Genomic DNA, 22,895 nt, shown 5'->3' on the forward strand with positions numbered 1-22,895 from the left:
ACGCGGGCCGGATGGTGGGGGCCCGCGCATGAGGGCAGGGCGGCGCTACGAACTACCGTTGGGTAGCGTAGCCAGCGCGCAGGGCGATCCGTCATGTCCTGGCGTTATGGCCATCGACACAGTTTTGCTGACGCGGGTTCTGCGGGACGATGGGGCGGCCTGCGCCCCGGTGTCGCGGCCCCCCTCTAGGGTTTCCCCATGAGTGCACCCGACACCCCCCGCCGCAGCGGACTGCGCGGCTTCGGCCACGGCGGACCGTCGCCCTGGACCGACCTGGACCGTCCGCCGCTGGACGAGGAGGCCCTGCGCCACGACCTGCTCCTGCCGGGCGGGCTCTGGACCTCCCTGGACGTCGTCACCGAGACCGGCTCCACCAACAGCGACCTCGCCGCCCGCGCCAGGGCGGGTGCCGGGCAGGGCGCGGTGCTGGTCGCCGAGGCGCAGAGCGCCGCGCGCGGCCGACTGGACCGGCAGTGGACCGCCCCGGCCCGCTCGGGGCTGTTCCTGTCCCTCCTGCTGCGCCCCGAGGAGGTCCCGGTCGAGCGCTACGGCTGGCTGCCGATCCTGGTCGGGGTGGCCGCGGCCGCCACCCTCGGCCGGGTCGCCGAGGTCGAGGTCGGCCTGAAGTGGCCCAACGACCTGCAGGTGGAGATCGACGGCGCGGAGCGCAAGGTCGGCGGCATCCTCACCGAACTGGCGGGCGGCGCGGTGGTCGTCGGCCTCGGCCTCAACGTGTCGCTGCGCGCCGCGGAGCTGCCCGTCCCCACCGCGGCCTCGCTCGCACTGGCCGGCGCCGCCACCACCGACCGGGGCACCCTGCTGCGGGCCCTGCTGCGCGAGCTCGCCGAGCTGTACCGCGAGTGGACGGCCGCCGCCGGCGACCCGCACGCGAGCGACCTGCTGCGCGCCTACGTGGACCGCTGCACCACCCTCGGCCGCCAGGTGAGGGTCCACCTGCCCGGCGACCGCGAGCTGACCGGCGAGGCGGTGGCGGTGGACGGCGACGGGCGGCTGGTGGTCCGTACACCCGACGGCGCACGCCGGGCGGTCGGCGCGGGCGACGTCGTCCACGTGCGCCCCGAACCCCGCTGAACGGCACTCTTCACCTCTCCTTGACCCGGGCTGATGCCCCGGATCCGGCGATTCCGTGCGAACATTCCACCTGGCAGCGGTGTGAGGCGCGCCACTGCCCGCACGGGTGGCGGACGGCGTGCCCGGACAGGTAGGACACGAGGCGAGTGCGGCGACCGCACGGGGACGGACCGGTGGCAGAAGACGGCAGCAGCGGCATGACGCCGGGCACCAACGACCCCACGGTCGCGCTCGAACTGGAACGCCTGATCCTGGACGCGCCCCGCCGCTACACGCCGTACCAGGCCGCGCGTGCCGCCGACGTCCCGATGGAGCTGGCCACCCGCTTCTGGCGGGCCATGGGCTTCCCCGACATCGGCCAGTCCCGGGCCCTCACCGACGGTGACGTGATCGCGCTGCGACGGCTGGCCGGCCTGGTCGAGTCCGGGCTGCTCAGCGAGTCGATGGCGATCCAGGTGGCCCGCTCCACCGGTCAGACCACGGCCCGGCTGGCCGGCTGGCAGATGGACACCTTCCTGGAGAACCTCACCCAGTCCGTCGAGCCGGGGCTGACCCGCGCCGACGTCGCGTACCCGCTGGTCGAGCTGCTGCTGCCGGAGCTGGAGCAGTTCCTGGTGTACGTCTGGCGGCGCCAGCTGGCCGCCGTCACCGGCCGGGTGGTGCAGGCCGCCGAGGACAACGAGATCACCAGCGGGCGGCTCGCCGTCGGCTTCGCGGACCTGGTCGGCTTCACCCGGCTGTCCCGGCGACTGGAGGAGGAGGAGCTCGGCGAGCTGGTCGAGACCTTCGAGAACACCTGCTCCGACCTGATCGTCGGCCAGGGCGGCCGGGTGATCAAGACCCTCGGCGACGAGATCCTCTACGTCTCCGAGGATCCGGCGACCGCCGCCGAGATCGCGCTCGGCCTGATCGAGGCGCTGGCCGGGGACGACACCATCCCGCCGGTGCGGGTCGGCATGGCCTTCGGCACGGTCACCTCGCGGATGGGCGACGTCTTCGGCACCACCGTCAACCTGGCCAGCCGGCTCACGTCCATCGCGCCCAAGGACGCGGTGCTGATCGACGGCGAGTTCGCCGCCGCGCTGGAGCAGAACGGCAGCGTCGCCCCGGCCGACTCGGAGGGGCCGGGCCTGGCCGAGGCGCTGTCGGCCGCCGCCGGGATGCCCGCCTCCGGGCTGCCCGTGCCGGGGCCGGAGGCCGGGGCCCGGTTCCACCTGCAGCCGATGTGGCGCCGGCCGGTGCGGGGGCTCGGGCTGGTCGAGCCGTGGCTGCTCACCCGGAGGCTGAAGGCGGAGTAGCGGAGTGGACCGCTGCGGGCGGGGTAGCCGGGAGCGGACGCGCTCCGGTGGCGGCCTCCGGGTGCCGAACGGTTGAAACCCGTACTGTCTGGCGCAGCTCTGTCCGAGCAAACGGGGCATAACCGGACGAAATCGCCATAGTCTTGGTGCAAGCGGCCGACCGGGTGCGTCCGGCCGACGGGGGTCCGGCAGGACCGAGCACAGGGAGCGAGGCGAGCCGGTGGGCAGTGAGGCGATCATGGCGGACCGCGGCTTCGACCGCGGCGAGGGCTCGCGGCACCACGACCCGCTGCCCGACCTGAGACTGCAGTCCGTGGTCGAGCTGGCCCAGGACATGGCCGGCGCGCTCACCCCCCTGGAAGCCGTCCGGGCCGCCGCCGCCCGCGCCACCGAAGCACTGGGCGCCACCATGGCCGCCGTCTCCGTCTGGGACCGCGAGTCCGGCCGGCTGCGGGTCCTCGTCAACCACGGCGACCTCGCCCCCGGCGAGGAGGAACTGCCCGAGGACGAGTCGTACCCCGTCGCCGACTTCCCCGAGATCGTCACGTACCTCGACGAGCGCTGGAGCACCGGACGGCTGCCGCGCGCCTGGCTGCAGAGCGCCGAGGACAGCGAGCCGCACACCGGCCACACCCACCCCACCGCCGGCGCGTACTGCCAGGAGCGCGCCGCCGGGCTGCGCCGGCGCGGGCGGGCCTGCTGCGTGGTCGCGCCGATCGTGCTGCACGGGCAGGCCTGGGGCGAGCTGTACCTCGCCCGGTCGGTCGGGATGCCCGAGTTCACCGACGCCGACGCCGACTACGCCACCCTGCTCGCCGCCCAGGTCTCCGCCGGGCTCGCCCAGACCGAGCGCCTCGCCGACCTGCGCAAGCTCGCCTTCTCCGACCCGCTCACCGGCCTCGCCAACCGGCGCGCCGTCGACGCCAGGCTGGAGAGCGCGCTGCAGGCCCACAACCGGGACAACACCGTCGTCTCGCTCGTCGTCTGCGACGTCAACGGGTTGAAGCGGGTCAACGACCAGCTCGGCCACGAGATGGGCGACCGGCTGCTGGAACGGTTCGCCCACCAGCTCTCGCTGGCCGCCGCCAAACTCCCCGGCAGCCTCGCCGCCCGGCTCGGCGGCGACGAGTTCTGCCTGCTGGTGGAAGGACAGAAGGCCGACGAGGTGGTCGCCGTCGCCGAGGAGCTGTGCGCCCGGGCGCTCGCGCTGTCCGAAGGCGAGGGCGTGGCCTGCGGCGTCGCCTCCACCGGGGACTCGATCGGACCCGTCACCACCCCCGACCGGCTCTTCCGGCTCGCCGACGCCGCCCAGTACCGGGCCAAGGCGGCCCGCGCCGCCCACCCCGTCGTCGCCGGACGCAGCCACGGCCCCGGCTTCTCGCCCGACCCCACCGTGCTGCTCGCCGACGCCGCCGACCCGCACCACCGGGCGGACGGCCGGCGCGGGCCCAACGGGCGGGCCGGTGCCGGCGACCGCCGCCGGTTCCGCGGCGCCGCCCACAGCGCCGACCCGGGCCAGCTGCTCACGGCCGTCCTGACCGCCCTCGACCAGGCCTCCGCCACCCGGGCCGTCCACCCGGCCGACACCCTCGGCAAACTGGTCGTCGTCGCCGAGGCCTCCGCCCGGCTGCTGGACGCCGTCGGCTGGTGGATCTCGTACGTCCCGCCCGGCACCCACCTCATGCGCACCGCCCAGCACGCCGTCTACCGGATGACCAGCGGCCCCAGCAGCAGCCGCGCCGAGACCCAGCGCGCCCAGATCGAGGCCCCCGACGCGGTCTTCGACCTGCGGCACTACCCGATGACCCGCCGTGCCGTCCGCGGCGGCGCCTTCGCCCTGCGGGCCGGTGCCGCCGGCAACGACCCGGCGGAGGAGGCCATGCTCGTCGTCTCCGGCTACCGCGGCATGGTCGCCGCCGGCGGCCAGAACCCGGCCGGCGGCTGGCTCGTCGAACTGTTCGCCGACGACGCCACCCTGCCCCTCGGCCAGGCGGCCTTCGCCATGCGCGCCCTGGTCGCCGTCGCCCTGGCGGGCGCGGCCTCGCCGCCGGCGGTGTGACGGGGCCTCCTGGGCTGCGCGGGCCTGCGCGTGTCTCCGCGCGCCTGCGTGCCTCCTCGGCCTCCGCGCGCGGCCCGGCTGTGTGCCGGTTCGGTGACCGGCGTGTCGCGGGTGGGTCGCGGTCGGCGCCCGGGGGTGCCGCGGCCGGGCGGGGTGGTGGGAGGGTGGGTGGCCGGTCGAGCGGGAGCGGGGGTCCGGTCATGGGCAGACGGTTGGTGGGTGCGGCGGTCGTCGGGGTGCTGGTGCTCGGCGGCGGCGGGGTGGCGGCGGCCGCTCCGGTGTCGGCGGCTGCCGCGTCGGCGGCTGCTGTGCCGTCGGCGCCGGTGGGGGCGGGGCGGACGGTGCCGGAGCGGACGCCGCAGGTGGGGGGCGTCCGGACGCACCGCATCACCCAGGTCGCCGGACTGAGGTCGAAGTCGAAGTCGAAGCTGAGGAAGAAGGCCAAGCGCGGCCTCGCCCGCCGGGTGTTCGGCGGCGTATTCCTGTGGTTCGCCGTGGCCCTGCTGGTCGTGCTGCTGGCCGCCGTCCTGGCCGTGCTGTGGGTCAGGCGCCGGAACCGCCGTCAGGGGTAGGCGGGTTGAGGGCGCGCAGCGCCGCGTCGACCAGCCGGTCGGCGTGGTCGTGGCCGAGCGGGCCGAGCCGGTGGAGCCAGCGGTAGTGCAGCGGGCCGTAGAGGAGTTCTACGGCCAGGTCGAGGTCGGCGTCGGGGGCGAGCTGGCCGGCCCGGCGGGCGCTGCGCAGGCGGTCGCGGGTGATCTCCAGCAGGGGGTCCAGCAGGCGGGTGCGGTATTCGGCCTGCAGGGCCGGGTCGTTGAGGATCTCGGCGCTGAGGGCGCGGTAGGTGCGGTCGGAGGCCGGGTCGGCGAGTTCGTCGGAGCTGGCGCGCAGGACGGTCCGCAGGTCGGCGGCGAGGTCGCCGGTGTCGGGGAGGGCGAGGCCGCCGTCGTGCCGGCCGGCGGCGAGGAAGGCGTCGAAGACGACCGCTCCCTTCGAGGGCCACCACCGGTAGATGGTCTGCTTGCCGACGCCGGCCCGGGCGGCGATCGCCTCGATGGTGAGTTTGCCGTAGCCGATCTCGGTGACGAGTTCGGCGGCGGCGGTGAGGACGGCGGCGTGTGAGCGTTCGTTGCGGCGGGCCGGGTCCGGGGCGGTTCTGGGGGTCATGGGGAAAATTCTATGCGCGATGGCGAGACGCAACGTATCGTCTTCTCGCGAGGCGTCGCGAGACGGGACGTCTCGTCTCATTCACTGTTCCCGGAGGTGCCCGTGATCCGCCCCGCACACATCCTGATGGTCTCCGTACCGGCCCACGGGCACGTCAACCCCAGCCTCGCCGTGATCACCGAGCTGGTCGCCCGGGGCCACCGGGTCAGCTACGTCAACGACGCCTCCTTCCGGGAGGCCGTCGAGTCCACCGGCGCCGCCTTCGTCCCGTACCCGACGAAGCTGCCGCTCGCCGACGACCCGAACGGCTGGGTGGAGGACCCGGTGGCGATCCAGGAGCTCTTCCTGGACGACGCGCTCGCGATGTGGCCCGTCCTGCTGGAGGCCTTCGCCGACGACCGCCCCGACCTGGTGCTCTACGACATCGCGGGCTACGCGGGCCGGGCGTTCGGCGAGCGGCTGGGCGTGCCGGTCGTGCAGCTGTCGCCGGCCTTCGTCGGCTGGGAGGGCATCGAACGGGACCTGCCGGAGGTCTTCGAGGCGATCCGCGCGGCGCCCGGCGGCGCCGAGCACTACCGGCGGTTCGCCGACTGGCTGGCCGCGGCCGGTGCGGTGCAGCGCGACGTGGATGCCTTCAAGGGCCGCCCCGAGCGGGCGATCGCGCTCATCCCGCGCGCCCTGCAGCCCAACGCCGACCGGGTCGACGGGCGGCGCGTCAGCTTCGTCGGGCCCTGCTTCGGCGACCGGGCCCGCCAGGGGCGATGGCAGCGGCCGGAGGGCGCCGAGAAGGTGCTGCTGGTCTCGTTGGGATCGGCCTTCACCCACCGGCCCGCGTTCTACCGGGCCTGCATCCGGGCCTTCGGCGAGCTGCCGGGCTGGCACACCGTGCTGCAGATCGGCGCGCACACCGACCTCGCCGAGCTCGGCGAGGTGCCGGACACCGTCGAGGTCCACCGGTGGGTGCCGCAGCTGTCGGTGCTCGCCCAGGCGGACGCCTTCGTCACCCACGCGGGCATGGGCGGCTCCAGCGAGGGGCTGTTCCACGCGGTGCCGATGATCGCGGTGCCGCAGGCCGTGGACCAGTTCGCCAACGCGGACGCGCTGGTGGGCCTCGGTGTCGCCCGCCGTCTGGACACCGACGGGGCCACTCCCGAGGAGCTGCGTTCGGTGCTGCTGGAGCTGGTCGGCGATCCGGCGGTGGCGGAGCGGCTGCGGGAGCTGTCCGCCGCCGGACGGGCCGAGGGCGGCACCGTCCGGGCGGCCGACCTGGTCGAGGCGGAGCTCCGGAGGTAGGGGGCAGCCGGGGGCGCGGCAGGGGGTGGCGGGGGTGTGGCGTGCGGCACGGATCCGGACGACGGAGAATCCGGATGACGAACACCTGTTGTCATATCTTCATTCACCTGATGTGATGGTGTATATGGATATGCACAGTGCTGTGGCCCCCGACGCTCCGCTGGTCCTGGTCGGCAAGGCCGACGTCAGCGCCGAGGACGTCCTCGCCGTCGCCCGGGGCAACGCCCGGGTCGAGATCGGTCCCGACGCGCTGGCCGAGATGGCGACCGCCCGGGCGCGGATCGACGCCCTCGCGGCCGAGCCGCGCCCCGTCTACGGCGTGTCGACCGGCTTCGGCGCGCTCGCCGTGCGCCACATCAGCCCCGAGCTGCGCGCCCAGCTGCAGCGGTCGCTGGTGCGCTCGCACGCCGCCGGCATGGGCCCGGCGGTCGAGCGCGAGGTGGTCCGCGCCCTGGTGTTCCTGCGGATGAAGACCCTGGCCTCCGGCCGTACCGGGGTGCGCCCCCTGGTCGCGCAGACCATGGCCGCCCTGCTCAACGCGGGCATCACCCCGGTCGTCCGCGAGTTCGGCTCCCTCGGCTGCTCCGGCGACCTCGCCCCGCTGTCGCACTGCGCGCTGGTGCTGATGGGCGAGGGCACCGCCACCGGCCCCGACGGCGTGGAGAAGCCCGCCGGTGAACTGCTCGCCGCCGCCGGGATCGAGCCGGTCGAGCTGCTGGAGAAGGAGGGCCTGGCCCTCATCAACGGCACCGACGGCATGCTCGGCATGCTGGTGATGGCCGTCGCCGACCTGCAGCGGCTGTTCACCACCGCCGACATCACCGCCGCGATGACCCTGGAGGCGCTGCTCGGCACCGACAAGGTGCTCGCCCCCGAACTGCACGCCCCGATCCGCCCGCACCCGGGCCAGGCGCTGAGCGCCGCCAACATGCTGGCCGTCCTCAAGGACTCCGGCCTCACCGGCCACCACCAGGACGACGCGCCGCGCGTCCAGGACGCCTACTCGATCCGCTGCGCCCCGCAGGTGGCCGGCGCCGGCCGGGACACCCTGGCCCACGCCCAGCTGGTCGCCTCCCGCGAGCTGGCCGCCTCGGTGGACAACCCGGTGGTGCTCCCGGACGGCCGGGTCGAGTCCAACGGCAACTTCCACGGCGCCCCGGTCGCGTACGTGCTGGACTTCCTCGCCATCGCCGCCGCCGACCTCGGCTCGATCTCCGAGCGCCGCACGGACCGCCTGCTGGACAAGGCCCGCTCGCACGGCCTGCCGGCCTTCCTGGCCGACGACCCGGGCGTGGACTCCGGCCTGATGATCGCCCAGTACACCCAGGCGGCGCTGGTCAGCGAGAACAAGCGGCTCGCCGTCCCGGCCTCGGTCGACTCGATCCCGTCCTCCGCGATGCAGGAGGACCACGTGTCGATGGGCTGGTCGGCCGCGCGCAAGCTGCGCCAGGCCGTCGAGAACCTCGGCCGGATCCTGGCCGTCGAACTCACCGCCGCCGCGCGGGCGCTGGAGATCCGTCAGCAGGCCGACGGCGCCGGCCGGATCGCCCCGGCCACCGCGGCCGCGCTGGCCGCCGCCCGGGAGGCCGGGGTCGGCGGCGCCGGCCGCGACCGGTTCCTCTCGCCGGACCTGGAGGCGGCCGCGGCGCTGGTCGCCTCCGGGGAGCTGGTGCGGGCCGTCGAGCGGGTCACCGGCCCGCTGGCCTGAGCCGCGCACCGTCCGGCGCCCGTCCGGCGCCTGCCCGGCGCCTGCCCGGCGCCTGCTCGGTGCTTGCTCGGCGCCCGCCCGGTGCCGCTCGGTGCCCGTCCGGTGTTGTGCTCGGTGCCCGCGCGGCACCGGCCGGCCGCGGGGCGGCCGGGACTCAGTCCCAGTCGCTCCGCGGCCGGCGGTCCTCCCGGTTGCGGCGCTCGCCGAACGCGGCGGCGAAGTTGATCCCGACGAGGCCCGCCCAGCAGACCAGCAGGCCGGCGAAGCCGCCGGTCTCCGGGTTGCCGGCGATTGCCGTCAGCGGGATGCCGAAGGCCATGGAGACCACCGCGAGCCCGTTGCCGGAGCGCTTGCCCCAACCGGAGCGGCGCGGGTGCCGGTCGCGGTGGTGGTGCGGGTGGCGCTCGTAGCCGTCCGTCCGCTCGTAGCCGTCCATCCGCGCGGAGACGGAGCGCTCGACCCTGGCGTCCAGACGGGCGTCGAGGCGCTTCATGAAGGAGTCGAGGAGTTCGTCCTCGTACTCCTTGCCGAGCTCCTTGCGAGCCTGCAGGGTGGCGTCGAGGTCGCGCCGCAGTTCGTCCTGGCGAGTGTCCATGGGGGACAGCCTGGTGCCACCGCGGTGCCCGGTCCATCCGTTCGCGGGGGAATCCGGGCGGGCTCAGGGAGAAATCAGGGTTACCCCGAGCCGCCGACCGCAGTGACTCCGCAGCACGGCGGCTCCGCCCGCTCCGTCCGCTCCGCCCGCTCCGCCGCTCCGTCCGCTTCCCGGGACGTCTCACGAGGTGTCCCGCCGTACGAGACGTCTTTGCCAGGCGCGACGCGCTGCTGCACAGTCGTCGTCCGACCCGCTCGCATCCGGAGGTACCGCTGATGACCGCCATCGACGAGACCGGCAGCGTCGGCCCCTCCGCCCGACTGCTCCAACTGTTCGAGGGGCACCGGCTGACGCCCACCCAGCGCCGGATCGCGCACTCGCTGGTGCGGCACGCCACCGAGGCGCCCTTCCTGTCCAGCGTCGAGGTCGCCGAACTCGCGGGCGTCAGCCAGCCGTCCGTCACCCGCTTCGCGGTCGCGCTCGGCTACGACGGCTACCCGGCGCTGCGCAAGCAGCTGCGCGAGCTCGGCGGGGGAGAGCCGGCCGCGCCGGAGAGCCCGGACGACGCGGTGCGCAACGAGCACCAGCAGGCCGTGCTCGCCGAGATCGAGCACCTGCGCCACCTCGCCGAACTCCTCGCCGACCCGGAGCCGATCCTGCGGGCCGCCCGGCTGCTCGCCGCCTCCCGCCCGCTGCCGGTGCTCGGCCTGCGGGCCGCCTCGGCCCAGGCCCGCGGCTTCGCGTACTTCGCGGCCAAGGTGCATCCCGACATCCGGCTGCTGGACGAGGGCGGCAGCATGCTCGCCGACCGGCTGGAACAGGCCGCCGCGGCGGGCGCGACCGCGCTGCTCTGCTTCGCCCTGCCGCGCTACCCGCGGGAACTGATGGACGCTCTGACGGTGGCCCGGGAGTGCGGGCTGACCGTGCTGACGGTGGCCGACAGCGCCTTCGCGCCGGTCGCCAAACTGTCCGACCTGATGCTGCCGGCCGCCGTCGGCACCGGCCTGGTCTTCGACACCGCGTGCGCGCCGATGATGCTCGGCCGGGTGCTGCTGCAGACCATGTGCGACGAACTCCCGGGCGCGGAGGCCCGGTTGGAGGCGATCGAGCAGTCCGCCACGGCGCGCGGCCTGTTCCTGGAGTAGGCGCGGCGGGAGTAGCCGCCACAAACCCGGGCATCCCCTACAGCAGGGGGTGCCGCCCATGCGCGTGATCCACGAGATGAAGTTCGTCGCCCGCCTGTCCTCGGGTGCCGACGAATGGTCCTGCCCCGCCTGCGGACGCCGCGTCACCCTGCGGCGCCTGCCCGAACCCGAACTGTCCGTCCTCGATCCGGGCGACGAGTCCGCCGTCCACGTCGGCGTCATCGAACCCGACACCGGCGCCGACGCCGGCTCGGCCGCGGCGGCCGCCGAGAAGTACGGCCTCGGCCCGGTCCAGAACGTCCCCCGCCCGCCGTCCCCGCCTGCCCCCGACGCCGACGACCGCCGCTGGCTCGCCGAGATCGGCATCGACTGGGACGGCGGGGCGGCGGCCTGAGGCGCTCAGCGCTTGGGCGTGTGGAGCGGCAGGTCGGCGGTGTCCGGCTCGACGGACAGCGGTGCGGGCAGCGGTGCGGGCAGCGGGACGGGCTCGCCGTACTTGCCGGGCGGCACGCCCTGGTACTCGCCGTCGCGGGCGTGGGTGTGGAGCGTCCAGACGCCCTCGCGGGGGTCGACCGCGAGGAGGACCGGCACGCCCGCGATCGCGTACCAGCTGGTCTTGGCCGCGATGTGGCTGACGCGCTCGGAGGTGGAGATGACCTCTACGGCCGACTCCACGTGGTGTGGGTCGGCCGGGCCGTACGCCGATGGCCGTCATCGTGTCCTCCGCTTCCTGGTGCTGGGCCGAGTGGCTGGTGTTCGCCGGGTTCAGGCCGGCGGGCCAAGTCGGCCGGGGCCGTGGCTGATCGGATTGCGCCGGGGTCTGGTCGAACGGTGCTTGTTTAGATATATTCAGCCAGGCGTAGCGTGAATGAATCCATCCGCAGGAAGGCCGGGACATGGTGCAGCAGCAGGCGAGCGGGCCGCGTGAGGTCAGGGCAGCACGCGGGACGGGGCTGACGACCCAGGGGTGGCAGCAGGAGGCCGCCCTGCGGATGCTGATGAACAACCTCGACCCCGAGGTGGCCGAGCACCCGTCGAAGCTGGTCGTGTACGGCGGCACCGGCAAGGCCGCGCGGGACTGGCGCTCCTTCGACGCCATGGTGCGGACGCTGCAGGGGCTGAAGCAGGACGAGACCATGCTGGTCCAGTCCGGCCGTCCGGTCGGCGTCATGCAGACCCACGAGTGGGCGCCCCGCGTACTGATCGCCAACTCCAACCTCGTCGGCGACTGGGCCAACTGGGAGGAGTTCCGCCGGCTGGAGAGCCTCGGGCTCACCATGTACGGCCAGATGACCGCCGGCTCCTGGATCTACATCGGCACCCAGGGCATCCTCCAGGGCACCTACGAGACCTTCGCCGCCGTCGCCGCCAAGCGCTACAACGGCTCGCTGGAGGGCACCATCACCCTCACCGCCGGCCTCGGCGGCATGGGCGGCGCCCAGCCGCTGGCCGTCACCATGAACGGCGGCGTGGCGATCTGCATCGACTGCGACCCGTCCCGGATCGCCCGCCGGATCGAGCACCGCTACCTGGACGTCGAGGCCAAGGACCTCGGCCACGCGCTGGAGCTCGCCACCGCCGCCCGCGACAGGAAGCAGCCGCTCTCCATCGGCGTGCTCGGCAACGCCGCCGAACTGGTCCCGCAGCTGCTCGCGATGGACGCGCCGATCGACATCGTCACCGACCAGACCAGCGCCCACGACCCGCTCAGCTACCTGCCGGTCGGCGTCGCCTTCGAGGACATGGCGGACTACGCCGCCGCCAAGCCCGCCGAGTTCACCGAGCGGGCCCGCGAGTCGATGGCCCGGCACGTCGAGGCGATGGTCGGCTTCCTGGACCGCGGCGCCGAGGTCTTCGACTACGGCAACTCGATCCGCGGCGAGGCCCAGCTGGCCGGCTACGACCGCGCCTTCGCCTTCCCCGGGTTCGTCCCCGCCTACATCCGCCCGCTGTTCTGCGAGGGCAAGGGCCCGTTCCGCTGGGCGGCCCTGTCCGGCGACCCGCAGGACATCCACAAGACCGACAAGGCCGTCCTCGACCTCTTCCCGGAGAACGAGTCGCTGGCCCGCTGGATCAAGCTCGCCCAGGAGAAGGTGCACTTCCAGGGCCTGCCCGCGCGTATCTGCTGGCTCGGCTACGGCGAGCGCGACAAGGCCGGCGAGCGCTTCAACGACATGGTCGCCTCGGGCGAGCTGTCCGCGCCGATCGTCATCGGCCGCGACCACCTGGACTGCGGCTCGGTCGCCTCCCCCTACCGGGAGACCGAGGCGATGCTGGACGGCTCCGACGCGATCGCCGACTGGCCGCTGCTCAACGCCATGGTCAACGTCGCCTCCGGCGCCTCCTGGGTCTCCATCCACCACGGCGGCGGCGTCGGCATCGGCCGCTCGATCCACGCCGGCCAGGTCACCGTCGCCGACGGCACCGCGCTGGCCGGGGAGAAGATCCGCCGGGTGCTCACCAACGACCCGGGCATGGGCGTCATCCGGCACGTCGACGCGGGGTACGACCGGGCCACCGAGGTCGCCGCCGAGCGCGGCGTCCGCGTCCCCATGACCGAGCACGGCCCGACGGGTGAGCTGTGACGGCTCCGTCCTTCGAGGAGATGTGGGCGGAGCTGCTCCCCGTGGGCCGCTCCGCCTCCTCCGGCGGCTACCGCCGCTTCGCCTGGAACTCCGCCGACGCCGAGTGCCGCGCCTGGTTCGAGCAGCAGGCCCGCAGCCGCGGCCTGGCGTACGAGCTGGACCGCAACGGCAACCAGTGGGCCTGGCTGGGCGACCCGCAGGCCGGCGGGGCCGTCGTCACCGGCTCCCACCTGGACTCCGTCCCGGACGGCGGCGCCTTCGACGGCCCGCTCGGCGTGGTCTCCTCCTTCGCCGCCCTGGACGAACTCCGCGCCCGGGGCACCGAGCTCACCCGGCCGCTGGCGATCGTCAACTTCGGCGACGAGGAGGGCGCCCGGTTCGGCGTGGCCTGCATCGGCTCCCGGCTGACCGCCGGCGTGCTCTCCCGCGAGGCTGCCTACGAGCTGCGCGACGCCGACGGCCTCCGGCTGCCCGACGCGATGGAGAAGGCCGGCTACGACCCGGGCGCGATCGGCGCGGACGACGACCGGCTGGCCCGGATCGGCGCCTTCGTCGAACTCCACGTCGAACAGGGCCGCTACCTCGCCGAGGACCAGCCCGTCGGAGTGGCCGGCGCGATCTGGCCGCACGGCCGCTGGCGGTTCGACTTCCACGGCGAGGCCAACCACGCCGGCACCACCCGCATCGACGACCGCCGCGACCCGATGCTGACCTACGCCAACACCGTGCTCGCCGCCCGCAAGAAGGCCGGACTGGCAGGCGCGCTGGCCACCTTCGGCAAGGTCGCCGTCGAGCCCAACGGCACCAACGCGATCGCCTCGCTGGTGCGCGGCTGGCTGGACTCCCGGGCCGCCGACGAGCGCACACTCATCGCGCTGGTCGCCGAGATCGAGCGGGCCGCCGCCGAACGCGGCGAGCGCGACGGCGTCCGGGTCGAGCTGACCCGCGAGTCGTACACCCCGGTGGTGGAGTTCGACGGCCCGCTGCGCGACCGGCTCGCCAAGCGGCTGGACGCCCCGGTGCTGCCCACCGGCGCCGGACACGACGCCGGGATCCTGGCCTCCGCGATCCCGACCGCCATGCTGTTCGTGCGCAACCCCAGCGGCGTCTCGCACTCCCCGGCCGAACACGCCGAGGAGGCCGACTGCCTGGCCGGGGTCGCCGCCCTCGCCGACGTACTGGAGGACCTGGCGTGCCAGTGACCGCAGCGACCACCGCGACTTCCGCCACCCCGGCGACCCCGGCGACCGCGAGCGCGGCGAGCTACTGGGCGCAGTACGCCTGGCTGCCGCACCCCAACGGGCCGGTGGTCGAGCGGGACGTGCTGATCGCCACCGGCCCCGGCGGACTGATCACCGCGGTCACGCCGGACAGCGGCCCCTGCCCGCCCGGCGCCGTCCGCCTCGACGGGCTGCTGCTGCCCGGCCAGGCGAACGCCCACTCGCACGCCTTCCACCGGGCGCTGCGCGGGCACGTCCAGGTCGGCTCCGGCACCTTCTGGACCTGGCGCGACACCATGTACCGGTTCGCCGGCGCGCTCGACCCGGACAGCTACCTGCACCTCGCCACCGCCGTCTACGCCGAGATGGCGCTCGCCGGGATCACCGCCGTCGGCGAGTTCCACTACCTGCACCACGCGCCCGGCGGCGCCCGCTACACCGACCCGAACGCGATGGGCGAGGCGCTGATCGAGGCCGCCGCCCGGGCCGGCATCCGGATCACCCTGCTCGACACCTGCTACCTGTCCTCCGGCTTCGGTGCCGAGCCGACCCACCCGCAGCTGCGGTTCAGCGACGGCGACGCCGAGGCCTGGGCGGTACGGGCGGACGCGCTCAAGCCGCGCGAGCACGCCCGGATCGGCGCCGCCATCCACTCTGTCCGGGCCGTCCCGGCCGAGCAGCTGGGCACCGTCGCCCAGTGGGCGGCGACCCGCGAGGCGCCACTGCACGTCCACCTGTCCGAGCAGACCGCCGAGAACGACGCCTGCCTCGCCGCGCACGGCGTCACCCCGACCCGGCTGCTCGCCGACCACGGCGCGCTCGGCCCGCGCACCTCGGCCGTGCACGCCACCCACCTCACCGACGAGGACGTCAAGCTCCTCACCGACTCCTCCACCACCATCTGCATGTGCCCCACCACCGAGCGGGACCTCGCGGACGGCATCGGCCCGGCCCGCCGGCTCGCCTCGGCGGGCTGCCCGGTCACCCTGGGCAGCGACAGCCACGCGGTCATCGACCCGTTCGAGGAGGCCCGCGCGCTGGAGCTGGACGAGCGGCTGCGCACCCGCACCCGCGGGCACTGGACGGCGAACGCCCTGCTGCGGGCCGGCACCGAGGACGGACACGCCTCGCTCGGCTGGCCGGAGGCCGGACGGATCGAGACCGGGGCGCTCGCCGACTTCACCGTGATCGCCCTGGACTCCGTCCGCACCGCGGGCCCGCCGCCCCGGCTCGGCGCCGAGACCGCGGTCTTCGCGGCCTCCGCGGCGGACGTGCGCCACCTGGTGGTCGGCGGCCGGCACGTCGTCCGGGACGGCGTGCACCAGCTGGTCGCCGACGTGCCGCGGGCGCTGCACTCCGCCATCGGCGCGCTGGACTGCTGATTCCTCCGTTCGACTCCCTTCGGAAGGCGTTGCCTTGAGCAGCAGCACCACCTTGATCACCGGCATCGGCAGCCTGGTCACCAACGACCCCGGACACGGCACCGGGCCGCTCGGCCTGCTGGCCGACGCGGCCGTGGTGATCGACGGCGACACCGTCGCCTGGGTCGGCCCGGCGGCGCAGGCACCCGCCGCGGACGAGCGCTTCGACGCCGAGGGGCGGGCCCTGCTGCCCGGCTTCGTCGACTCGCACGCCCACCTGGTGTTCGCGGGCGACCGCACCGCCGAGTTCAACGCCCGGATGTCCGGACAGGCGTACACGGCGGGCGGGATCCGGACCACGGTGGCGGCCACCCGGGCCGCGACCGACGCCGAACTGGACGCCAACCTGGCGGGGTTCGTCCGGGAGGCGCTGGGCCAGGGCACCACCACCATCGAGTGCAAGTCCGGCTACGGGCTGACGGTCGAGGACGAGGCCCGGGCACTGCGGATCGCCTCCCGGCACACCCCGGAGACCACCTACCTGGGCGCGCACGTGGTCGCCCCCGAGTACGCCGAGGACCCGGCCGGGTACGTCGACCTGGTCACCGGCGAGATGCTGGACGCCTGCGCGCCGCACGCCCGCTGGGTGGACGTGTTCTGCGAGAAGGGCGCCTTCGACAGCGACCAGGCGCGGGCCGTCCTGACCGCCGGCATCCAGCGCGGCCTCACGCCCCGGGTGCACGCCAACCAGCTCGGCTACGGACCGGGCGTGCAGCTCGCCGTCGAGCTGGGGGCCGCCTCGGCGGACCACTGCACCCACCTGACGGACGAGGACGTGGCGGCGCTGGCCGGGTCGGGGACGGTCGCGACCCTGCTGCCGGGGGCGGAGTTCTCCACCCGGGCCGAGTACCCGAGCGGGCGCCGACTGCTGGACGCGGGGGCGGTGGTGGCGCTCTCGACGGACTGCAACCCCGGCTCCAGCTTCACGAGTTCGATGGCGTTCTGCATCGCGGTCGCGGTGCGGGAGATGGGGATGACGCCGGACGAAGCGGTCTGGGCGGCGACCGCGGGCGGCGCGCGGGCGCTGCGGCGCAGTGACGTGGGGACGGTGGCGGTCGGCTCGCGGGCGGACCTGCTGCTGCTCGACGCGCCCTCGCACGTACACCTGGCGTACCGGCCGGGCGTGCCGCTGACGGCAGCGGTCTGGCGGGCGGGAGTCCGGGAGGTCTAGGACCCCGGCCGGAGACGGCCCCCGCGCCCCCGGGGTGGCGGGCGCGGGGGCTCTGGCTAGTTGGCGGTGAGGTGGTCGAACTCGCCGGCCTTGGCTCCGCGGAGGAAGGCGGCGAACTTGGGGCGAGTGGTGCGGACGATGACGTCTCCCTCGTCGGACTCACGGAGCTCGATGGACCCGTCGACAGTCCGCACCTCGACGCAGTCAGCGTTGGAGCCGGAGTAACTGGACTTCTGCCAAGCAGAGTTAGACATACTTGCTTTCCATGTCCTTCTTGATGGATCGAATGAAATCTCGGGACTCGTCCACCGAGAGGGCAGCCGAGCCGATCTGGGCAAGCAGCGACCGGAATCGAGCCGTGTGGGCTGGTGCATCAAAGAGAAAGTTGCCGACGCCCGAGTCCGCCTGGACCGTGTCGAGTTCCTGCACCGGACCTTTGACGTACGTGAAGTTCTCGTTCGGGAGCGGGATCATGTCGACCTCGAACAGGACGACTTGAACCGAGATGTTGGGCTGCTCGGAGGCCGCGATGAGGGCGCCGAGTTGTTCACTCTGAACCTTGGCTCCGCTGAACTGCATGCGCAGCGCGGCCTCATGGATGTATGCCGAGTACGGCAAGTCGCCGGATCGAAGGATGTGCTGCCGCCGCATGCGGAAGGCGGTCCTCAGTTCGACCGCCTGGCGCGGTAGAGGCGGATAGGACCGGCCGAACACGGCCGAGGCGTAGGCATCGGTCTGGAGCAGCCCGGGAATGAAGGCCATCGTGTAGAGCGATATTCCTCGGGCTCGACTCTCGATTTCGGCAACCTCAAGGAAGTCATCTGAGAGGCTCCCGCGGAATTCCTCCCACCAACTCCCTTTGTCGTCATCCGCGACGCTGTCCGCCAGGGCGTCGATCAGGGGAGTGTTGGCGCACATGCAAGCCGCCGCGATCTCGCGTAGGCGCTGCTCGCTGACTGCCGACTTCCCGTTCTCCATCTGGGTCACCAGTGCGGGCGTCACCCCGAGCAGGCGAGCGAGGTGGCTGCCACCGAAGCCGGCTTGCTCTCGCATCCTCCGCAGCTCGCTGCCGAGGCGCCGCTGACGAAGGGTCGGGATCCGGTTGGCCATGGCGTCCTCTCTGCAGGTACAGGCCTCAGTCTGCCGTGCCTTGGACACGGCCCGCCACCAGGCCCGGCACTCCATCGGGGGAACGTTCGCGGATCCATCTTAACTTTAAGTGGCGATGCGCTATCGTTGTCGCCAGATCGATCCGACGGATCGTCAGTAATGCCTGCATCCACGGCAGTAGGCGCCTGCTGCCCGCGCGCCGAAGAGCAGCCGCCGCCCCGGCCTGGCTCACGGTGACGACCGCCGTCACCTCTTCCCACACCACCGCCTCACGGAGGTTCCCGTGTGCATCCGCAACACCCCCTCGCTCACCCTCTCCAAGCAGGCCCTGCGGGACGCCATGACCCGCAACGGCTGGGACGCCGAGACCATCTTCAACGCCGAACTCGCCCTCTGCGAGCTGATCGTCAACGCCTGGCGGCACGGCGGCACCCCCGCGCCCGTCGTCTGGTTCTCCATCCTCGACCGCACCCTCCGGGTCACCGTCTCCGACGAGAGTGACGCCCTCCCCCAGCCGCGAACGCCCGCCGACCTCGCCGAGGCAGGGCGGGGCCTCCAGCTCGTGGAGGGGCTCACCCACCGCTGGGGCGTCGACCCCCAGAAGCGCGGCAAGATCACCTGGTACGAGCTGGACTCCCTCGCGTGACCCGCGACCCGATCGCGCCGGACGACCCCCGGCTGCGCGACTACACCGGGGCCCACATCACCGCCCTGCTCGGCGAGTTGCACCGGCGCGGCATGCCCCACGGGCTCCTCTGGGGCTCCGCCTCGGCGGGCGAGACCACCCTCGACGGCCGCATCCTGGTCGACTTCGGCAACGCGCCGGTCAGCACTCTGCTCAACCTCCTCCACCTGCTCCGCGACCTGGAGCGGGACGAGCCGTGGCGCCGGTGAGGCTCTTCGTCGGCGCGATCCTCGTCGCCCTGTTCGCCCTCGCGGTCGCCACCGTGGCTCCCGGCGTCATCGCGACGTTCGAGGCGCCCCGCGCCGAGCGGCACTGAGACACGCGAAGGCCCCCGCCCGTCCAGGGCGTGGGCCTCGCGGGAGCCCGTGGGCTCTGCCGCGAGCGGGCTGGACCGGCTGCGGCCCCATGGTGCTGCGTCCGGAAGAAGCCCTTACCGGTCGGCGCTGGGAAGCAACTTTATTTGACCTCAAGGTCAAGAATGATGCTACGGTGGCGTCATGGGCAGACCCAAGGAGTTCGATCCGGACGTGGCGGTGGAACGCGCCATGGGCGTGTTCTGGCGCAAGGGATACGCCGCGACGACGCCGCAGGACCTCGTGGACGAGATCGGCATCGGCAAGGGCAGTCTGTACAACGCCTTCGGCAGTAAGCGTGCCCTGTTCGAGCGGGCGCTCATGCGCTACCGCGACTCACAGGCCGCGTGGCTGGAGGAGCTTCTCGATCACCCCGGTTCGGCGAAGGACCGACTGCGGGGTGCGCTGGAGGCGCTGGTCGAGCTCGACCTGGGTGACCCGGATCGGCGTGGCTGCATGGCGGTCAACACCGCCGCCGAGTTGGCCACCTCGGACGCCGGAGCGACGGACGCGGTGCGCAAGATGTTCGCGCGTACGGAGAGTGCGTTGCGGGCGACCGTCGAGGAAGGCCAGCGGACCGGTGAGATCGCCGGCGGCCACGACGCGGCGGCGCTGGCCGCCTGGTTGCTCGCAACGGTGATCGGTATGCGGGTGCTGGCGAAGACCGCCGAGGACGCAACGCAGTTGAGGCGGGTCGTGGACGCGGCGATCGGGTCGCTGTAGTCCGACGCCGCCGGTCGGCGCCGGCTTTTTTGCGGGCCAGTTTTGTACCTGTAATTCAAATACATTCAAGGAGTCCGACATGGAGCTCGACCTCGCTGGGAAGACCGCCGTCGTCACCGGAGCCAGCCGGGGCGTGGGCCTCGCGATCACCCGGCAGCTCATCGCCGAAGGGGTCCGCGTGGTGGGTGCGGCCCGCACGATCACGGCCGAGCTGAAGGAGGCCGGGGCCCACCCGGTCGCGGTCGACCTGAGCACGCCGGAAGGCGCCGAGGAGTTGGGGGCGCAGGCGCTCGCGGAGCTGGGCGGGGTGGACATCCTGGTCAACAACCTGGGCGGCGGCGACTCGTTCACCTTCGGCGGGTTCCTCGCGACCGACGACACCCTGTGGGCGCAGAGCTTCGAGGTCAACCTGTTCGGCACGGTCCGGGTCACCCGTCGGCTGCTGCCGAGCCTCCTGGAGCGCCGCGGTTCGGTGGTGAACATCTCGTCGATGAGCGCACGCCTGCCGGGCACGGGCCCGATCGAGTACGGCGTCGCGAAGGCGGGTCTCAACGCGTTCGGCAAGGCGCTGTCCGAGGAGTTCGGCCCGCAGGGCGTACGCGTGAACACCGTCTCTCCCGGTCCGACGCGTACCGGCATGTGGGAGGACGCCGACGGCTTCGGTGCCCGCCTCGCAGAGGCGAACGGTGTCGGTCACCGCGACTTCGTGGCCGGGGTGCCCGCGGCGATGGGCCTGACCACCGGCCGCATGGTCGAGCCCGATGAGGTCGCGGCCGTCGTCGCGTTTCTCGTCTCGGACCGCGCGGCAAGCGTCACCGGCGCTGACTACGTCGTCGAGGGCGGCGGCATCAAGACGGTGTGAGACGACCGGCGCGCTGTGCGGCCAAGACCCGGCGGTTCCGGGCAATGCGCCTCGATCGGGTTCGCACCGGACGCCTTCATCGGGGTGAAGCTTTCCTCGCACTCCACCTGAACGCGCAGGAAGTCGGCCCGGCCGACTTCCTGCGCTTTCTGGTGCTGTCTACGCGCCGGCCGGATGGTCGGCGACCGGGCAGCGGCGTCCGGTGGCGCGGGTGCGACTCACTCCACGCCCAACGACCGCCGCAGGAAGTCGAGTTCGTGCCACAGCAGGTTCTCCACCGCCGCCTCGTCGGCGGGCCGGTGCCCGGCGCCGCGCAGCGGCAGCACCTCGTGCGGGCGGCCGGCGGCGAGCAGGGCGTGGGAGAGCCGCAGGGTGTGGGCGGGGAAGACGTTGTCGTCCGCGAGGCCCTGGATCAGCAGCAGCGGGCGGCTGAGCTTCGGTGCCTCGGTGGTCAGGTCGCAGGAGTCGTAGTGCTCGGGATGCTCGTCCGGGTGGCCGAGGAATCGTTCCTGCCAGTGGGTGTCGTAGAGCCGGCTGTCGGTGGGCGCGGCCCCGGCCGAGGCGGCGTGGAAGACGTCCGGGCGGCGCAGCACCGCGAGGGCGGCGAGGAAGCCGCCGTAGGACCAGCCGCGGATGGCCACCCGGTCGAGGTCGAGCAGCCCGGGCCGCAGCCGGGCGACCTCCCGCAGGCCGTCGATCTGGTCCTCCAGCGCGGGTCCGCCCTTGTCACCGTAGATCGTCTTGTCCCACAGCGGACCGCGCCCCGGGGTGCCCCGGCCGTCCACCACCAGCACCGCGAAGCCCTGCTCGGCGAACCACCGGGAGACGAGATCCCACCAGACGCCGCCCGCGGTGACCTTCTGCGTGGCGGGCCCGCCGTACGGGTCGAGCAGGACGGGCAGCGGGCCGTCCCCGGGGCGGTGGCCGGTGGGCAGGAAGAGGCCGGCACGCAGCTCGCGCGGGCCGAGGCGGAGCAGCTCGGGGCGGGCGGTGACGACGGGCGGCTCGGCGTACGAGATGAGCGGGCGGGCCGGAGCGCCGTCCCGCAGAACGGTCGTGAGATGGGCGGTGGCCCGGGTGGTGACGACCAGCGTGCCGCCCCGCCCGACGCCGGTGTGCAGGCCCGGTCCGTCGCTCGACCTCCGTACGCCGACCGCGGGTTCGTACGTCCAGAGGTGGGTCTCGGTGGGCTCGTCGGAGGCGGTGAACAGCACCTGCTCGCCCTCCGTGCCGAGGACGGCCCGCAGCTGCAGTCCGGCCGGGGTGACGGGTTCGCCGTCGACGGTCAGGTGCCGGGTGTCGCCGTCGTCAGCGGTGTCGATCAGCGCGCCGCCCGCCGTTCGGACCGGCAGTCCGGGGAGGAGTTCGATCCAGTGCGGGTCGTCGCGTTCGGCGAGCACCCGGGTGGTGCCGTCGGGTCCGATCGCCAGGGTGCGGACGGTGCGCTGGTCGCGGCTCTGCACGGCGGCGTACGGGCCGTGTCCGTCCCAGCCGGCGGCGGTGACGTACTCGAACGCGGTGCGGTCCCAGCGGACCTCGGTACGGCTGCCGTCGAGGCCGAGCAGCCACAGCGAGACGTCGGCGTTGGCGGTGCCGGCCAGCGGGTAGCGGATCGTGCGCGGCGGCCGGCGGGGATCGGCGGGGTCGGCCAGGAAGATCCGGGTGACCGGGCGCTCGTCGACCCGGGCGGCGAGCAGGGCGGTGCCGTCGGGGGACCACCAGTGGCCGCGGGTGCGGTACATCTCCTCGGCGGCGACGTACTCGGCGAGCCCGTACGTGACGTCCTCGGCCTCGGGCTCGGCGAGCGCCCGGTCGTCCGTACCGTCCGCGCCGACCACCCGCAGGGCGCCGCCGCTGACATAGGCGATCCGGTGGCCGGTCGGGTCCAGCCGCACCTCCCGGGGCTCACCGGCGGAGGCGACCGCGCGCACGGCCCCCTCGGCGGTGTCGGCCAGCCACAGCCCGCCGTCCAGCGCGAAGGCCGCGTAGCGGCCGGTGGCGTCGGTGGCGTACGAGGCGATGCCGGTGGTGGAGCCCAGCGCGGCGGGGTCGGCGACCAGTCGCTCCGCGCCGGTCGCGGTGTCCAGCGCCCAGAGGCGGGTGATCGGGTCGGTGCCGGTGCGGCCGCGCAGGAACAGCACGGTGGTGCCGTCGGCGGAGGGCTCCGGCTGGACCGGGATGCCCAGGGTGAACCGCCGGGTGCGGGCCAGCTGGCGGGGCAGCGAGTCAGTGGTCATGCCGGGCACGATAGGCAGCCGCGGGGTGGTCCCGTCGAGGGGACGAAACGACCGGGACGGACACGGCCGGGACGGACCGGACCAGGACGGACACGGCCGGGCCGAACAAGACCGGGACCGATACGGCCGGGGGGCACGGCCGGGGGGCACGGCCGGGACGAAAACGACCGGGGC

The 22,895-nt window shown here is 73.7% G+C and carries 21 protein-coding genes and 1 pseudogene; 16 read left to right on the forward strand and 6 right to left on the reverse strand.

Annotated elements, in window-relative coordinates; genetic code table 11:
- Positions 1 to 198 precede the first annotated feature (198 nt).
- From IF30_RS0123115 to IF30_RS0123130, 4 genes and pseudogenes are all read left to right on the forward strand, one after another.
- Positions 199 to 1,092, forward strand: coding sequence for a biotin--[acetyl-CoA-carboxylase] ligase (locus IF30_RS0123115; RefSeq protein WP_051710894.1), 894 nt, complete (start codon positions 199 to 201; stop codon positions 1,090 to 1,092).
- A 197-nt stretch (positions 1,093 to 1,289) separates the two neighbouring features.
- Positions 1,290 to 2,390, forward strand: a complete 1,101-nt coding sequence (locus IF30_RS0123120; RefSeq protein WP_078891613.1) for an adenylate/guanylate cyclase domain-containing protein — start codon at positions 1,290 to 1,292, stop codon at positions 2,388 to 2,390.
- Positions 2,391 to 2,724: 334 nt separating this feature from the next.
- Positions 2,725 to 3,882: pseudogene (locus IF30_RS49525) on the forward strand (diguanylate cyclase domain-containing protein); the annotation flags it as partial.
- Positions 3,883 to 4,649: 767 nt separating this feature from the next.
- The gene (locus IF30_RS0123130) at positions 4,650 to 5,021 is read left to right on the forward strand and encodes a hypothetical protein (protein WP_158835377.1); all 372 of its coding nucleotides are present in this window, start codon (positions 4,650 to 4,652) and stop codon (positions 5,019 to 5,021) included.
- Here the strand turns inward: IF30_RS0123130 and IF30_RS0123135 are convergent.
- Positions 4,993 to 5,613 (reverse strand): TetR/AcrR family transcriptional regulator, encoded by a 621-nt coding sequence (locus IF30_RS0123135; RefSeq protein ID WP_030241649.1) that lies wholly within the window; start codon positions 5,611 to 5,613, stop codon positions 4,993 to 4,995. The two genes, IF30_RS0123130 and IF30_RS0123135, sit on opposite strands and share 29 nt — an antisense overlap.
- Positions 5,614 to 5,739: 126 nt before the next feature.
- Here IF30_RS0123135 and IF30_RS0123140 point away from each other — a divergent pair, with 126 nt between their 5' ends.
- Positions 5,740 to 6,906, forward strand: a complete 1,167-nt coding sequence (locus IF30_RS0123140) for a macrolide family glycosyltransferase (protein ID WP_030241650.1) — start codon at positions 5,740 to 5,742, stop codon at positions 6,904 to 6,906.
- Positions 6,907 to 7,036: 130 nt separating this feature from the next.
- Positions 7,037 to 8,614, forward strand: a complete 1,578-nt coding sequence (gene hutH / locus IF30_RS0123145) for a histidine ammonia-lyase (protein ID WP_030241657.1) — start codon at positions 7,037 to 7,039, stop codon at positions 8,612 to 8,614.
- 154 nt (positions 8,615 to 8,768) lie between these two features.
- On the opposite strand, the gene IF30_RS0123150 is transcribed toward hutH, so the two are convergent.
- A complete protein-coding gene (locus tag IF30_RS0123150) occupies positions 8,769 to 9,209 on the reverse strand; it encodes a hypothetical protein (RefSeq protein WP_030241659.1) in 441 nt (146 codons plus the stop codon).
- A 275-nt stretch (positions 9,210 to 9,484) separates the two neighbouring features.
- Here IF30_RS0123150 and IF30_RS0123155 point away from each other — a divergent pair, with 275 nt between their 5' ends.
- Together IF30_RS0123155 and IF30_RS41830 are read left to right on the forward strand one after the other, a co-directional pair.
- The gene (locus IF30_RS0123155; protein ID WP_030241662.1) at positions 9,485 to 10,354 is read left to right on the forward strand and encodes a MurR/RpiR family transcriptional regulator; all 870 of its coding nucleotides are present in this window, start codon (positions 9,485 to 9,487) and stop codon (positions 10,352 to 10,354) included.
- Positions 10,355 to 10,412: 58 nt separating this feature from the next.
- Positions 10,413 to 10,748 carry a hypothetical protein gene (locus tag IF30_RS41830; protein ID WP_037900912.1) on the forward strand — a complete coding sequence of 112 codons (336 nt, stop codon included), beginning with the start codon at positions 10,413 to 10,415 and terminating at the stop codon, positions 10,746 to 10,748.
- 5 nt (positions 10,749 to 10,753) lie between these two features.
- Here IF30_RS41830 and IF30_RS0123165 read toward each other — a convergent pair whose 3' ends face one another.
- The gene (locus IF30_RS0123165; protein WP_051710898.1) at positions 10,754 to 11,029 is read right to left on the reverse strand and encodes a Uma2 family endonuclease; all 276 of its coding nucleotides are present in this window, start codon (positions 11,027 to 11,029) and stop codon (positions 10,754 to 10,756) included.
- 221 nt (positions 11,030 to 11,250) lie between these two features.
- Here IF30_RS0123165 and hutU point away from each other — a divergent pair, with 221 nt between their 5' ends.
- The 4 genes from hutU to hutI all read left to right on the forward strand — a co-directional run bounded on the left by hutU (position 11,251) and on the right by hutI (position 16,751).
- Entirely contained in the window at positions 11,251 to 12,939 is a 1,689-nt protein-coding gene (gene hutU / locus IF30_RS0123170; protein ID WP_030241666.1) for a urocanate hydratase, read from the forward strand.
- Positions 12,940 to 12,959: 20 nt separating this feature from the next.
- Entirely contained in the window at positions 12,960 to 14,141 is a 1,182-nt protein-coding gene (locus IF30_RS0123175; protein WP_030241669.1) for an allantoate amidohydrolase, read from the forward strand.
- 83 nt (positions 14,142 to 14,224) lie between these two features.
- Positions 14,225 to 15,541 (forward strand): formimidoylglutamate deiminase, encoded by a 1,317-nt coding sequence (locus IF30_RS0123180; RefSeq protein ID WP_051710917.1) that lies wholly within the window; start codon positions 14,225 to 14,227, stop codon positions 15,539 to 15,541.
- A 34-nt stretch (positions 15,542 to 15,575) separates the two neighbouring features.
- Positions 15,576 to 16,751 (forward strand): imidazolonepropionase, encoded by a 1,176-nt coding sequence (gene hutI / locus IF30_RS0123185; RefSeq protein WP_030241674.1) that lies wholly within the window; start codon positions 15,576 to 15,578, stop codon positions 16,749 to 16,751.
- Between the two features lie 56 nt (positions 16,752 to 16,807).
- Here the strand turns inward: hutI and IF30_RS0123190 are convergent, their stop codons facing one another.
- Both IF30_RS0123190 and IF30_RS0123195 read right to left on the reverse strand, forming a co-directional pair.
- Entirely contained in the window at positions 16,808 to 17,005 is a 198-nt protein-coding gene (locus IF30_RS0123190) for a DUF397 domain-containing protein (RefSeq protein WP_030241676.1), read from the reverse strand.
- Entirely contained in the window at positions 16,998 to 17,861 is an 864-nt protein-coding gene (locus IF30_RS0123195; protein WP_030241677.1) for a helix-turn-helix domain-containing protein, read from the reverse strand. The genes IF30_RS0123190 and IF30_RS0123195 overlap by 8 nt, the downstream gene beginning before the upstream one ends.
- 283 nt (positions 17,862 to 18,144) lie before the next feature.
- On the opposite strand from IF30_RS0123195, the gene IF30_RS0123200 reads away from it, so the two are divergent.
- The 4 genes from IF30_RS0123200 to IF30_RS0123220 all read left to right on the forward strand — a co-directional run bounded on the left by IF30_RS0123200 (position 18,145) and on the right by IF30_RS0123220 (position 20,484).
- A complete protein-coding gene (locus IF30_RS0123200) occupies positions 18,145 to 18,507 on the forward strand; it encodes an ATP-binding protein (protein ID WP_051710904.1) in 363 nt (120 codons plus the stop codon).
- Positions 18,504 to 18,755: a hypothetical protein gene (locus tag IF30_RS0123205; RefSeq protein ID WP_030241683.1), complete on the forward strand. Its 252-nt coding sequence runs from the start codon at positions 18,504 to 18,506 to the stop codon at positions 18,753 to 18,755. Before IF30_RS0123200 ends, IF30_RS0123205 begins: the two co-directional genes overlap by 4 nt.
- A 288-nt stretch (positions 18,756 to 19,043) precedes the next feature.
- On the forward strand, positions 19,044 to 19,622 hold the full coding sequence (locus IF30_RS0123215) for a TetR/AcrR family transcriptional regulator (protein ID WP_030241686.1): 579 nt from the start codon (positions 19,044 to 19,046) through the stop codon (positions 19,620 to 19,622).
- A 79-nt stretch (positions 19,623 to 19,701) separates the two neighbouring features.
- Entirely contained in the window at positions 19,702 to 20,484 is a 783-nt protein-coding gene (locus IF30_RS0123220) for an oxidoreductase (protein ID WP_030241689.1), read from the forward strand.
- Positions 20,485 to 20,702: 218 nt separating this feature from the next.
- On the opposite strand, the gene IF30_RS0123225 is transcribed toward IF30_RS0123220, so the two are convergent.
- Positions 20,703 to 22,721, reverse strand: a complete 2,019-nt coding sequence (locus IF30_RS0123225) for a prolyl oligopeptidase family serine peptidase (RefSeq protein ID WP_030241690.1) — start codon at positions 22,719 to 22,721, stop codon at positions 20,703 to 20,705.
- Positions 22,722 to 22,895 lie beyond the last annotated feature (174 nt).

It is taken from the genome of Streptomyces sp. NRRL S-350 (assembly GCF_000719705.1).
Taxonomy (GTDB): domain Bacteria; phylum Actinomycetota; class Actinomycetes; order Streptomycetales; family Streptomycetaceae; genus Kitasatospora.

Bases quoted from the DNA above. Each gene is read 5' to 3' on its own strand.
- IF30_RS0123215 (WP_030241686.1), top strand. From the start codon at position 19,044: ATGGGCAGACCCAAGGAGTTCGATCCGGACGTGGCGGTGGAACGCGCC.
- IF30_RS0123195 (WP_030241677.1), bottom strand. From the start codon at position 17,861: ATGGCCAACCGGATCCCGACCCTTCGTCAGCGGCGCCTCGGCAGCGAG.
- IF30_RS0123120 (WP_078891613.1), top strand. From the start codon at position 1,290: ATGACGCCGGGCACCAACGACCCCACGGTCGCGCTCGAACTGGAACGC.
- IF30_RS0123140 (WP_030241650.1), top strand. From the start codon at position 5,740: ATGGTCTCCGTACCGGCCCACGGGCACGTCAACCCCAGCCTCGCCGTG.
- IF30_RS0123175 (WP_030241669.1), top strand. From the start codon at position 12,960: ATGTGGGCGGAGCTGCTCCCCGTGGGCCGCTCCGCCTCCTCCGGCGGC.
- IF30_RS0123135 (WP_030241649.1), bottom strand. From the start codon at position 5,613: ATGACCCCCAGAACCGCCCCGGACCCGGCCCGCCGCAACGAACGCTCA.
- IF30_RS0123225 (WP_030241690.1), bottom strand. From the start codon at position 22,721: ATGACCACTGACTCGCTGCCCCGCCAGCTGGCCCGCACCCGGCGGTTC.
- IF30_RS0123115 (WP_051710894.1), top strand. From the start codon at position 199: ATGAGTGCACCCGACACCCCCCGCCGCAGCGGACTGCGCGGCTTCGGC.
- IF30_RS0123130 (WP_158835377.1), top strand. From the start codon at position 4,650: ATGGGCAGACGGTTGGTGGGTGCGGCGGTCGTCGGGGTGCTGGTGCTC.
- IF30_RS0123190 (WP_030241676.1), bottom strand. From the start codon at position 17,005: ATGTCTAACTCTGCTTGGCAGAAGTCCAGTTACTCCGGCTCCAACGCT.
- IF30_RS41830 (WP_037900912.1), top strand. From the start codon at position 10,413: ATGCGCGTGATCCACGAGATGAAGTTCGTCGCCCGCCTGTCCTCGGGT.
- IF30_RS0123150 (WP_030241659.1), bottom strand. From the start codon at position 9,209: ATGGACACTCGCCAGGACGAACTGCGGCGCGACCTCGACGCCACCCTG.
- IF30_RS0123220 (WP_030241689.1), top strand. From the start codon at position 19,702: ATGGAGCTCGACCTCGCTGGGAAGACCGCCGTCGTCACCGGAGCCAGC.
- hutH (WP_030241657.1), top strand. From the start codon at position 7,037: ATGCACAGTGCTGTGGCCCCCGACGCTCCGCTGGTCCTGGTCGGCAAG.
- IF30_RS0123155 (WP_030241662.1), top strand. From the start codon at position 9,485: ATGACCGCCATCGACGAGACCGGCAGCGTCGGCCCCTCCGCCCGACTG.
- hutU (WP_030241666.1), top strand. From the start codon at position 11,251: ATGGTGCAGCAGCAGGCGAGCGGGCCGCGTGAGGTCAGGGCAGCACGC.